At 35.5% G+C, this 12,447-nt stretch carries 9 protein-coding genes; 6 read left to right on the top strand and 3 right to left on the bottom strand.

Annotated elements, in window-relative coordinates; all coding sequences use genetic code 11:
• Window positions 1-886: 886 nt before the first annotated feature.
• From ACKC83_RS15925 to ACKC83_RS15905, 5 genes are all read left to right on the top strand, one after another.
• On the top strand, window positions 887-2,482 hold the full coding sequence (locus tag ACKC83_RS15925) for a DUF4038 domain-containing protein (RefSeq protein WP_434036290.1): 1,596 nt from the start codon (window positions 887-889) through the stop codon (window positions 2,480-2,482).
• Window positions 2,483-2,509: 27 nt separating this feature from the next.
• Window positions 2,510-3,409 carry a 3-keto-disaccharide hydrolase gene (locus ACKC83_RS15920; protein ID WP_434036289.1) on the top strand — a complete coding sequence of 300 codons (900 nt, stop codon included), beginning with the start codon at window positions 2,510-2,512 and terminating at the stop codon, window positions 3,407-3,409.
• A 363-nt stretch (window positions 3,410-3,772) separates the two neighbouring features.
• The gene (locus ACKC83_RS15915) at window positions 3,773-4,840 is read left to right on the top strand and encodes a hypothetical protein (protein WP_434036288.1); all 1,068 of its coding nucleotides are present in this window, start codon (window positions 3,773-3,775) and stop codon (window positions 4,838-4,840) included.
• 152 nt (window positions 4,841-4,992) lie between these two features.
• Window positions 4,993-6,213 (top strand): NADH:flavin oxidoreductase/NADH oxidase family protein, encoded by a 1,221-nt coding sequence (locus ACKC83_RS15910; protein WP_434036287.1) that lies wholly within the window; start codon window positions 4,993-4,995, stop codon window positions 6,211-6,213.
• Between the two features lie 288 nt (window positions 6,214-6,501).
• A complete protein-coding gene (locus tag ACKC83_RS15905; RefSeq protein WP_414034858.1) occupies window positions 6,502-7,152 on the top strand; it encodes a hypothetical protein in 651 nt (216 codons plus the stop codon).
• Between the two features lie 262 nt (window positions 7,153-7,414).
• Here the strand turns inward: ACKC83_RS15905 and ACKC83_RS15900 are convergent, their stop codons facing one another.
• The 3 genes from ACKC83_RS15900 to ACKC83_RS15890 form a co-directional block, all read right to left on the bottom strand.
• On the bottom strand, window positions 7,415-7,888 hold the full coding sequence (locus tag ACKC83_RS15900) for a hypothetical protein (RefSeq protein ID WP_434036286.1): 474 nt from the start codon (window positions 7,886-7,888) through the stop codon (window positions 7,415-7,417).
• A gap of 11 nt (window positions 7,889-7,899) precedes the next feature.
• Window positions 7,900-8,160, bottom strand: coding sequence for a hypothetical protein (locus ACKC83_RS15895; protein ID WP_434036285.1), 261 nt, complete (start codon window positions 8,158-8,160; stop codon window positions 7,900-7,902).
• A gap of 104 nt (window positions 8,161-8,264) precedes the next feature.
• On the bottom strand, window positions 8,265-8,741 hold the full coding sequence (locus ACKC83_RS15890) for an Hsp20/alpha crystallin family protein (RefSeq protein WP_414034855.1): 477 nt from the start codon (window positions 8,739-8,741) through the stop codon (window positions 8,265-8,267).
• A gap of 814 nt (window positions 8,742-9,555) precedes the next feature.
• Here ACKC83_RS15890 and ACKC83_RS15885 point away from each other — a divergent pair.
• Entirely contained in the window at window positions 9,556-12,081 is a 2,526-nt protein-coding gene (locus ACKC83_RS15885) for a DEAD/DEAH box helicase family protein (RefSeq protein ID WP_434036284.1), read from the top strand.
• The last annotated feature ends 366 nt before the right edge of the window (window positions 12,082-12,447 follow it).

The following is a 12,447-nucleotide window of genomic DNA, read 5'->3' as shown; positions in this document are numbered from 1 at the left end:
CATTTCAGAATCTCATTACGCTTTTCAAAAATCGTGAATTCCCCGGCCTATCGAAAGTTTATCGTAAAATCTGAAGTGAAGACACCGTAAAATTTCAGGCTGTTTGAGCGAAACGTATGTCGTTATTATATATGAATTAATTCGCGAGTTTCTGAAATTTAGGTGTCGAACGATAGATTTAGATAAGGTTTCGTCAGCCTAGATTATTCTTGTCCTGAGGGCAGTCGAAGGATTGGTTCGTTTTTTCATCGATGGAAAAAATGAACATCATTTATACTGGAATCTCTTCATATTAATAGCCAGCCTTCATGAGAACCTGAATCCAGTTCAGGTTGACGACACTCCAATCAGAATGTAATTTATTTTAATAATACACTATGATGGTTTTTTATAAATCGTGAATTCCCTGGCCTATCGAAAGTTTATCGTAAAATCTGAAGTGAAGTCACCGTAAAATTTCAGGCTGTTTGAGCACGACATATTTTTTATTATCTATAATTTTTATTGCGAGTTCCTGAAATTTAGGTGTCAAACAATAGATTTAGATAAGGTTTCGTCAGCCTAGATTATTCTTGTCCAGAGCGGAGTCGAAGGGTGGGTTCGTTTTTTCATCAATGGAAAAAATGAACATTAATTATTTTCGAATCTCATCATGGTGATGAGTAATGGTTATAAGACCCTGAATCGCCTCCAGATTGACGAAACCCTAATATTACATTTCCTACTCTCTTAAAAAAGCAAACGCTTTTTTTATATTTTCATTTCTCTAAGGTCTATAAAATCAATATATTTAGAGGTGCATAACTTGCTTCTAAAAACCTTGAATACGAACCTGCGTTCTATTCTAAAAACAGCACCCTAATGCATGCAAAACTAACTATAACACATGAAGAAATTCTTACTATTCGCATGCGTATTGCTCACCATAGCGTGCCAATCTCATGCCCAAAAAACAATTCAAGGTCATAAATGGGAAACGGTCGATATCACGTTTACCACAAGAGACCATATTGCTAAACCTTTTCAAGTCGATTTATCAGCTACATTTCAAGCACCCGATGGCTCACAACTAACCGTGCCGGGTTTTTACAATGATAATAACACATGGGTAGTGCGTTTCAATCCGAATCAAGAGGGGACGTGGACGTCCGTAAGTACGTCGTCAATCAAAAAGCTAAATGGTGTTACACATATAATCGAAGTGTCTCCTGCACATGCAGACGTTCACGGTGGTATTACCGTGAGTAAAACAGATCCGCAGAAACTTGTATATGAAGACGGTTCACCTTATAATTTGGTGGCGAACGAGGTCGATTGGTTGTTCGCTCTAGATTATGGTAACCCCAATCTAACCAAGACAAAGACCTTAGTGGAAGCGATTTCTGCCAATGGATACAATCAAATTATAATGAATGTTTACGCTTACGATTTAGATTGGACACAGAGCGAGAACATTGATCCTAAATGGGACTTCGGGTCTAAAAAAGAGATTTTTCCTTTTCTAGGCGATAACGAAAACCCAGATTACTCGGCCTTAAATGTGGAGTTCTTTAAGCATTATGATCGTGTGATTGATTTACTTGAAGACCATGGCATTTCTGCACATATTATGATTTATGTGTGGAATAAAATGGTGAACTGGCCGGAAGCAAATTCGGAGGCCGACAATATGTATTTCGACTATGTAGTAAAACGTTATCAGGCAAAAAGTAATGTGGTTTGGGATATCTCTAAAGAAGCCCTGCGTTATGGTTACGACGACCCCAATTACATTACCGAGCGTATAGAGCGACTAAAAGCATTAGACGCCTATGACCGTTTAGTTACGGTTCACGATTTCGAGTATTGCGAGGCGAATCCGGAGAAAGTCGATATTATTTCTGCGCAATTCTGGCATTCCGATATTTATAGTAAAATGCTGAATTTAAAAGCAGAATACCCCAATAAACCCATTATAAATCTTGAAAATGGGGCGTATGAAGCCTGTCAGTACGACATTTTTCTAGACAGTAATTACAGCCATCCCATTTCTGGCGTAGAGCGCAATTATCAATGTGCTTTTGCGGGTACGTATACCAGTTATTATTGGCAAGGGATGGCGTGGAATGTGGTTATTTACGATCCGTTTGCCGAGGAGGTCACCGTGCAACCTAAATTTGAATATTACAAACACTTTCAAGCGTTTCTAGACAAAGTTAACTTTGAAAAACTACAACCTACCAGTCGCTACAATTCTAGTGGCTATTGTTTAGCAAATACTGAAGATGGCGAATTTGTATACTACATGCCAAAAGCCAACAGTGCGCTTGCTGTAAAAGGATTGCCAAAAGCCGAGAAGTTAGAAATTCAATGGTTTAATCCGCTTACCGGAATTTATACCGAGCCGTATCAAGTCGACTTTAAAAGTTGGTTGGTTGTAAACCCTAAATTTAAAGGCGTAGACAATGTCTTCATTGTGAAACTCATCAACCGAAAACCATAATACAAACATCATTACAAACATCTATCTATGAAAACTATTTTAAAACCAACCCTTTTGGCTACTGCCGTAATTTTACTTTGTATAACTCTGACCTCTTGGAATTCCAATCCGCCCAAAGCCGACACTTGGGAACCCCTTTTAGATTTAGAACTGAGTAAGTGGGACGCGTTTGTTGGTGCTCCGCATCACACCGTAGCTATTGAAGGGTACGAAAAAGGGAATGGTATGGACGAAGGCACGCCCTTAGGATTAAACAACGATCCGTTAAACGTGTTTACCACAGTAGAACTGGATGGTGAACCGGTGCTGAAAGTTTCGGGAGAAATATACGGTGCGGTGACCACAAAAAAAGAATACGAAAACTACCATTTAAGTTTGATGTTTAAGTGGGGTGATAAAAAATACGAACCGCGTTTAGACAAGCCTATGGATAGCGGTGTGTTGTATCATGCTATTGGCGAAGAAGGTGCGTTTTGGAACTGTTGGATGCAGTCTCAAGAATTTCAGATTCAAGAAGAAGATTGTGGCGATTATTATACCATAGCCGGTACTGGAGCCGATATAAGAGCGATAAAGAAAGAAAATCCAAACTCAGATTGGGATATTTTTATCTACAATCCAGATAGCGATTATAAGCAGTTTAAAACTGGTGAAGACGGACGTTGTAGAAAAAGTGAAAACTACGGAAAATTAGAAGGGTGGAATCAGATTGATTTGGTGTGCTTGGGCGATAAAGCCTATCATATTGTTAATGGAAAAGTAGTATTGGTCATGGAAAACTCGGTGACTTACAATGAGAACGATGTTGCTAAACCATTAACCAAAGGGAAAATCCAATTGCAGAGTGAAGGCGCAGAAATCTATTATAAAGACATTAAAATCAGGTCGGTTACTGCATTACCCACTGAATTTGCTAAGCAATTGTAAGTATACGTAAAACATACTTTGGCAAGAAAAGTCTATAACGATTCTTTTTTCCAAAGTATGTCGTTTGTAGGACGACATCCAATAGATGTCTACTTCAAATAAAAACGGATAGGCTTTAGGCACGGTGGATTGTAATTTTCTAGTTCATTTAATTCTTTGTGTTTTTATTTCTAAGAGTGATTCGGGTAAGCCCACAGCTTTGTATTGCGATAATATAAGCTCTTATAATGCGGTTAACTTAGTGATGTGTTCTGGAATTTTAGCAATAGTATTGTGCTTACTAATTAAATACTTAAATTATGCCTGAATTTACAGCATACAACAGTTCTATCAATTAAAACTAAAATAAAAAACCTTTTACATATGAATTTAATACCAACGGAATCCGTAGGAAGCGTACCACGTCCTAAAGCATTACAAGAGGCTATGACTGCCTTTTCTCAAGGTAATTTATCTGAAACCGAAATGAATAAGCACTTCGATGCTGTGGTTAAGGATACCATAAGCCGTATGGAACAAACCGGATCGCCTATAGTTTCTGATGGCGAACAAACCAAAACCAGTTTTGTAACGTATCCGTTAGATGGGCTTACCAATTTAGCTTCAGATGGGATTTCAATTCCATTTGAAGATGGACATGCCCGTCAATTACCCCGAATAACTTCTGGTCCGTTTCACTATTCAACATATGCTGGGAGTTATTTGCCAAGAGCAAAAAAGTTTGCTACACGCCCTTTAAAACAAGCGGTGATTTCGGCTTCAGCTATGAGTTTATTGTATCCGCAAGACGGGATTGCTAACTATTCGCAAGAACAATTTATCACAGACCTTGTCAATCAATCGGCAGCCGATATTAGAAGTTGTTTCGATAATGGTGCTCTTCATGTGCAAGTCGATTTTACCGAAGCACGTCTGGCTATTAAATTAGATCCCTCTAAAGCCCTTTTAAAACAGTTCATCGATTTAAACAATCAGGTATTAACCCGCTTTACTGCCGAAGAGCGTCAGCGAATCGGATTTCATACGTGTCCTGGCGGCGATCACGATAGTACCCATAGTGCCGATGTCGATTACACCGAACTGATTCCACTGTTTTTAACTTTAAACTCGGGGAACTTTTATATGCAAATGGCCAACGAGCAAAACCCAGCAAAAGCCTTAAAACATATAGGTGAAAACATTCGTCCGAATCAACGGGTTTATGTGGGAGTTATAGATGTGATAAATGCAGAAATCGAAACGCCAGAACAGGTTTATGAGCGTATTATGACGGCTGCAGAATATATTCCTGTAAACCAATTAGGAACGACAGACGATTGTGGATTCTCACCTTTTAGCGACGATTTAGCCACTAGTAGAGATACCGCTTTCGCTAAAATCACCGCACGTGTAGAAGGGACAAGAATGGCATCAGAGAAGTTGAAATTGTAAGTGTTGCTATTCAACGGGCTATGTTTTACAGCGTGTAATGGTCGGTTTAAATCATATACTTTTCATAAATAAGAGCAGGAGATGCAAGCTATGGTTGAATTAGATTTACCTTTGAATATTCAATGTAAATACTACAATTAACAATCACGTCCATGAATATATTAGATCAAGAGATGATTTTGCCAAATGGGGCTGTCCTAAGCAATAGGATTGCTAAATCTGCAATGAGTGAAAACTTATCGAACAAACATCAGGAGCCCACTGCGGTTCTTATAGATGCTTATAAAGTATGGGCTCAAGGTGGCGCTGGATTGCTAATTACCGGTAACATTATGATTGATCCTAATGCCGTTGGAGAACCTCGAAATGTGGTTGTTCAAGATCGTAAAAACATGGATTTGCTTAAACAGTGGGCAGAAAGTGTAAAAGGGACTAAAACACAATTGTGGGCGCAATTAAATCATCCTGGGCGTCAAGCTATGGAGCAAATTAATGGGGTGTTAAAAGCACCTTCTGCAGTCGCTTTAAAAACGAGAGGTAGAAAAGATGCCACTAAAAAAATACCTGAAGCGTTAACCGAAAAAGAAATTCTAGACATTATTGAAGGCTTTGCCAATACCTCTGCTATTTTAAAAGACGCTGGGTTTTCGGGAGTTCAGATTCATGGTGCACATGGCTATTTGGTGAGTCAGTTTTTATCGCCTCAAGCCAATATAAGAACCGATAAATGGGGCGGAAGTTTGGAGAATAGAGCTCGATTTGTTGTTGAGGTGTATAACGCCATAAGAGCACGTGTTGGAAAGGATTTTCCTATTGGGATTAAATTAAATTCCGCGGACTTTCAGAAAGGAGGTTTTACGGAAGAAGAATCTATGGAAGTGGTTAAAATCTTGTCGGCAGCAGGCATGGACCTGATTGAAATTTCAGGTGGAACTTACGAAGCACCAGCGATGATGGGAAAACAAAAAGATAGTACCATAAAACGGGAAGCTTACTTTATGGATTACATCGAAAAGGTTAGACAGGTTACCACAACGCCTTTAATGCTAACAGGAGGATTCCGTACAACGTCGGTAATGCAAGATGCTGTGGCGTCTAATCAATTAGATATTATTGGTGTGGCGCGTCCGTTTGCTATATTCCCAAACATGGGAAATGAAATCATTAACAACAGTCGACCTAATTTCAACACAGACATTAAAAAGACAGGTGTAAAAGGCATCGATGGGTCTATGAATATTATCTGGTACGAAACACAAATAAAGCGCCTCGGACAAGGGAAACAACCTAACCCGAATTTAAGTGCGTGGTCGGTATTTCTTAATTATGCGTGGTTAATTATAGAGCAAAAACTAAAAAGCAAAACAAAATAGATTACAGATAGAAGGGAAGTATAGCTGTCTGTCTTCAAAAGCTTTAGATTTAAGCATACAACGTCAAGGTATTGATGTTGTATGCTTTTTTTATGTTTTAAAGACAAGTGTGTTTTTATTGTTTTAGAAATGAATATCTTTAGAATATTAAATAACAATATCTCCTTATCTATTTCTAATTAACACGTATTTAGATGAAGTCAGGAGTTAGCCTCATTAATAAAATTGGAATTTTCAGCCACAAGCCATAAAAGTATAAAAAAAAGATCCTCAATAACGAACAAATCTATGACGATTGGTTTGATTATTACTGGCGTAGGATTCTTAATATTCTTAATCGATAATAATATAGCTCCAACAAATCAGTTATGGACATTGATTTTTTTGTTTTTTATTGTGGGATTTATACCTATTGGGTTCTCTTATGTATTTCAGTTTTTTGATTACGAAAATATTGATGTTTCGAATAAAGAATATTTGAACATCGGTGACGAATCGATCACCTTGAATTATAAAAAAGAAATTCTCTTATCAGATATTGAAGAACTCAACATCGTGATAAATGCATACTATAATCAGAGAATTAATTTATCATATAGAACTCCAACAGAACATAAAAGTCTCGGCGTTAATAACGAAATACAGATTAAAACGAAATACGACGCTATAAAATTCTACTTTAAGTTAGAAGACGAGGGGCACAAGAACAAGTTGGAAGACGTTTTATACTCCATTATAACTAATGGAAAATTAGAAAATCTAGATTCCAAAAAAGCCATTAAACTTATTCCAGATAGATTTAGAAACTCTGAAAAATATAAGTCTTATGTCATCAGTCAAATAGTTAGTAAACGAATTAATTGTACAGAAGGCCTGTTATTACACGGCTATAAAACATACGAAGAAGCTAAAGATTTGAGGGAGAAATACTGTGGTTAATAAAGGGTGGTCTTTAAAATAAAACTTTAGTTTAACAAGTATAGAAACACGATAATCCCGAATTACTCAGCCTATCGAAGGATAAGGTTTCGTCAGCCTAGATTATTCTTGTCCTGAGCGGAGTCGAAGGGTGGATTCGTTTTTTCATCGATGGAAAAAATGAACATTACTTATTCTAGAATCTTATCAAAGTGCTAACCAAAAGCCAAAAACCACTAACAAACAACAAACCAAACGCCTAAAACAAAAAAGACGAAAACTTTTAGTCTTCGTCCTCTGGTTTAATAATCGCATCATTATATTTCTCTAAAAACGCCCTTTGTCTCGCCAACATATGTTGTCTAATCTTGTCGATGTCCATAAAGTCGTTTCCAAAATCACTACCAAAAAAATCGTCATTAAAGTAATGCTTACTAAAAATCGAATCTTTGGTAAACACATCCTCAAACCCTTCGTTTTCAAAGTCCGAAAAGTTTGTAAAGAATCTAGATTTAAACTGATGGAGCAAACTATCCCGATCTACCTCCGAAAGGTTATCTAATGTATCGTGCGACGACCAAGAGTAAATACTGTCGTAACTAATTAAATTTCCGTCGGCATCGAATTCTTTGTTCACGTTCCAAGAGCCCTTAGGTTGTTCTGCAACCGTGTTGTCGCGTTTTTGTGTTTCAGGTTCTTGTCCGTTGCAACTCACGCTAAGTAAGCCCATCATGGCTAATAAAACATATGCTTTCATATCTGTATGTTTTAGATTACACTTCGTTTTCGCGGTCTAGAAAAGGTGTTATATAAACCACCCGTTTCCATGGTTTTAATCAGTTTGTTTTGGTGAAAAACCTCTACTTTACGTTCCCCATGTTTATACCAGACGCACTCCAAGTAATTATCGTAATCTATACTGCCCAGGAAGCCGTCTTTTTTAGGGACATATTTTAAAACTTGCATTTTTTGGGTGGTCCGTGACCCTTTAACTTTAACCCAATCCCCAGATTTAAATTTTCTTGGCATAACATTCAAAATTTAAAGGTTTAACAACTGTTATTATATAGCGGAGACCGCATACACGGTCTCCAACTATACGTTACACTTTACATAATAAAATTGCGCATGGCTTAAGAAATGGTAATGCTTCTAGCAGGCTTTTGTTTAGCCTCTTCTTTTTTAGGTAAATGCACACTTAAAATACCTTCTTTATAGGTCGCATTTATCTTTTCGTCGTTTACACTTTCTGGAAGCGTAAAGGTTCTTTTAAAAGACGAGTATCCAAACTCTCTGCGTGTATAATTATCTTCTTTGTGTTCGTTTTCCTCCTTAACTTCTGTAGAAATGGATAGTAACTGATTGTCTATATCGATATGGAAATCTGATTTTTTAAGACCAGGAACAGCCATATCTACTACAAACGCATCAGGCGTTTCTTTAATATTTACTTGAGGCAACGAGATGCCTGTATTAAAATTAGATGTAAATACCGATGGTAAATCGCGGTTAAAAACATCGTCTAACCAAGTTGATAAGGTTGGAAAATTTTGATTTGAATTTCTGTTCGCTAAACTTCCATTTTTAGGAACACTTACTAAATTGCTCATAACTATAAAATTTTAAATTAAACATATTTTCAAATTTGAAATCCCTCTTGATTTCGCTTACTATAAAACAAAAAAAATACCAAAACGCATTACGGCCAATGAGCTCTAAAAATTGTCTTAAAAAACACAGAATTCGGTGTCATTTTTACATAACCAATGTCAATTTTTCATTGCTGTAAATGTCAGATTGACATTTTTAATCAAGTTCGTTTTTTTGTTTAAAACCGATGGTATTTGAGTGTGAAAACAGACCAAAATAGAATCCTTTTAAACGCTGATGATTATCCGTGTTAAAAACGTGTTTCGTTACCCTGAAAACCCGCGTTTACTCTAGCTGTTTAGAGGAAAATAGCACCGTTTTAGCATTTTAATTTGTAGGTTGTTTCTAATCGTTTTGACACATGGTGACACAAACTGAACGGTTATGAACGGGGTAGAATGCTGGTGAAACGATATTGTGGTCGGCAAGGGGTTTTGTTCGAGTCTTGCTCGGGTCTCGTTCAGTAGCGCTTCGGGTGTATATTTTAAAAATGCACCGTTTTCCGAATTAGACGCGAATGAGATCTCAAGATGCTCCTAATAATGGCTTTTTTTTGGTGATGAAAAGGGGTTTGGGGGGTGGTGGTGTTTTGGAGGTTTTGAGGTTAATTTGTTGGTGAATTAGAGGAGGAAATGGGAGAGTAAAAATGAAAAGTTGATTAGATGTATAAGTGTCAGTAAATTATATGAGAGATTTTGTAGAGATAGTTTATATTTGAGATGTGTAGAATGTTTGTGCTATATACTAACGTTAGGTGCAATTTAAATAAACATAATGGTAGATTTTAGAAAAAGACTTAATAAGCCTGAAATAGAGAAAAAAATTAATCCAATTGAAATTTATAGCTCATTGGATAGGAGAAGTGTAGCTGGCCCATTAAGACCTGCACAACTTAAGATTCTAACTGAATGGTTTGATTCCAGATTAAATGAAAAAGATTTAATTATTAAGCTACATACAGGAGAAGGCAAAACTCTAATTGGCTTATTAATTTTACAATCAAAAATAAATTCTGGAAATGGACCTTGTCTTTTCGTATGTCCAAACAAATATTTAGTAGCCCAAGTAAAAAGAGATGCGAGAAAATTTGGAATTAATTTTTGTTCAATCGAGGATGATGGCTCTTTACCAAATGAATTCATCGATGGAGAAAAAATTTTAATAACACATGTTCAAAAACTTTTTAATGGAAAAACAATTTTTGGTTTAGGTAACGATTATATTCCTGTTTCAAATATCATTCTTGATGATTCACACGCCTGTATAGATTCTATTAAAAACACATTTACAATAAATATTACCCGAGAACACGATTTATATTCAGAATTGTTTATGTTGTTTAAGGATGCTTTGCCAGAACAAGGAGAGGGAACTTTTTTAGAAATTTCGAATGGAGATTATAATTCTTTCTTACCAATTCCATATTGGAATTGGATAGATAAATCTGAAGAAGCGTTGGAAATTTTATCAAAATATAGAACTGAAAATGAAATCGCATTTTCTTGGCCTTTTATTAAGGATAGCATAAAAAACTGTCAAGTATTTGTTTCTGGTAATAACATTGAGATAGCACCAATTCACATACCGATTGAGAAGTTTTCTTCATTCAATAATGCAAGTCAGAGAATCTTAATGTCAGCCACAACTCAAGATGATTCTTTTTTTATAAAAGGTCTTGGGTTTAATGCTAATTCTATTCAAAATCCATTACATAATCCCGAACAACTATGGTCTGGAGAAAAAATGCTTATTATTCCTTCCTTAATAGATGATACTTTAGATAGAGATAAAATTGTAAATATAATGGCTAAACCAAGTGAAAAGAAATTTGGTATTGTTTCACTTGTATCTTCTTTCAAAAAAACAGGAACCTATAATAAACTTGATTCTATTGTTCCAAAATCGGGAGAAATAGGAGCTGCAGTTGACCACCTGAAAAAGAGAAATTTTAGACAAACAGTAGTTTTTGCAAATAGATATGATGGGATAGATTTACCTGATGAAACCTGTAGAATTCTTATTATAGATGGACGACCTTATTTTTATTCTCTTGCAGATAGATATGAAGAGTCAAATCGTTTAGGAAGTGATTCTTTAAACATTAAAATTGCTCAAAAAATTGAACAGGGATTAGGAAGAAGTGTCAGAGGAGAAAAAGACTATTGTTTAATCTTTCTAATTGGCGCTGATTTAATTAAGTTCATCAAAAGTTCAAGAACAAATAAATATTTTTCCTCTCAAACAAAAAAGCAAATTGAAATAGGAATGGAAATTGCAAAAATGGCTTCAGAGGAAATTAGTGACAAAACTGAACCCTATGAAGTAATTAGGTCGTTAATGCTTCAATCAATTCAAAGGGATGAAGGTTGGAAAGAATTTTATAAAGAAGAAATGAATAAAATTCAAGCTAATAATTCTTCAAGTAAAATTTATGACGTTTTAACTCTTGAAAGGAAAGCTGCAGTTTTAAATTATACTGGCGAATACGAAAAAGCAAGAAATTTAATTCAAGAGATTGTTGATAAACATTGCACAGATGAAAGTGAAAAAGGTTGGTATATGCAGATTATGGCTAGATATACCTATCTTTTAAGTAAAACCGATTCTAACACACTACAAAAAAGTGCTTTTCTTAAAAATCACGAGCTTTTAAAACCTAAAGAAGGTATTACATACAAGCGTTTAGAATTCATTAACGAAAATCGTACTAAACGTATTTTGGAATGGGTAAAACAACATCAAGATTTTGAAGATTTAATGTTATCAGTTGAGGATGTACTTGCTGATTTAGAATTTGGAACATCAGCTGAAAAATTTGAAACTGCATTTAAAGAATTAGGACACATGTTAGGTTTTTTAAGTGAAAGACCTGATAAAGAATTTAAAAAAGGTCCAGACAATTTGTGGTGTGGTGTTGCGAATCAGTATTTCATTTTTGAATGCAAAAGTGAAGTCAAAATTGAAAGAACGGAAATCAATAAACACGAAGCTGGTCAAATGAATACACATTGTGCGTGGTTTGAAGGTCAATATTCTGACGCGCCAGTTCATAGAATTTTAGTTATACCAACTAATAACCTTTCTTATCACGCAGATTTGACTCATAAAGTGCATATTATGAGACGAGGTAAGTTAAAATCTTTGAGAAATAATGTTAAGTTATTTTTTAAAGAGTTTAACAAGTATGAAATTGAATCTCTAACGGACGAGAAAATTCAAGAATTCCTTAATATGAACAAATTAGATATTGATTCTTTAAAGTCAGAATATTCTGAAAATTACCGAAAAAAAACTAGTTAAAAAAACTGTGCCTAGCAATGGCTATAAGTAATTGCTTGTTCTCGACTACTTCTCAAAATCCTCTCAGATTTTCAGTTAGGTGTGTACTTGCTAAGTTCAGGGCTAAACCACGGAACTACTCATAACCAAGGCCGTAGAACAAAAAGATTATTAAAAGTACACCCTGAAAAACATCAAATTAATAAACAAAATTACATCAAGCTTACAATTTCAATCCTCTTGAAAATGTAAGCTTTTTTCATCCCACAACAATTAACACTTTAATATACTAATTCGCATAAGCATTGTTAATCTTAATTATAATGACTAGCTTCGTAACTCGTTAATTATAATACAAATGACAGCAGTTAATTTTTTATATACAGT

The sequence above is a fragment of the Formosa bonchosmolovskayae genome (assembly GCF_051016085.1).
Taxonomy (GTDB): domain Bacteria; phylum Bacteroidota; class Bacteroidia; order Flavobacteriales; family Flavobacteriaceae; genus Formosa.
Note: the sequence above shows the minus strand (reverse complement) of the source record. Positions and strands in the feature narration are given on the sequence as shown.

What these genes read in the sequence shown, in the direction of transcription:
- ACKC83_RS15925 (WP_434036290.1), top strand. Translation starts at nt 887, where the DNA reads ATGAAGAAATTCTTACTATTCGCATGCGTATTGCTCACCATAGCGTGC.
- ACKC83_RS15920 (WP_434036289.1), top strand. Translation starts at nt 2,510, where the DNA reads ATGAAAACTATTTTAAAACCAACCCTTTTGGCTACTGCCGTAATTTTA.
- ACKC83_RS15915 (WP_434036288.1), top strand. Translation starts at nt 3,773, where the DNA reads ATGAATTTAATACCAACGGAATCCGTAGGAAGCGTACCACGTCCTAAA.
- ACKC83_RS15910 (WP_434036287.1), top strand. Translation starts at nt 4,993, where the DNA reads ATGAATATATTAGATCAAGAGATGATTTTGCCAAATGGGGCTGTCCTA.
- ACKC83_RS15905 (WP_414034858.1), top strand. Translation starts at nt 6,502, where the DNA reads ATGACGATTGGTTTGATTATTACTGGCGTAGGATTCTTAATATTCTTA.
- ACKC83_RS15900 (WP_434036286.1), bottom strand. Translation starts at nt 7,888, where the DNA reads ATGAAAGCATATGTTTTATTAGCCATGATGGGCTTACTTAGCGTGAGT.
- ACKC83_RS15895 (WP_434036285.1), bottom strand. Translation starts at nt 8,160, where the DNA reads ATGCCAAGAAAATTTAAATCTGGGGATTGGGTTAAAGTTAAAGGGTCA.
- ACKC83_RS15890 (WP_414034855.1), bottom strand. Translation starts at nt 8,741, where the DNA reads ATGAGCAATTTAGTAAGTGTTCCTAAAAATGGAAGTTTAGCGAACAGA.
- ACKC83_RS15885 (WP_434036284.1), top strand. Translation starts at nt 9,556, where the DNA reads ATGGTAGATTTTAGAAAAAGACTTAATAAGCCTGAAATAGAGAAAAAA.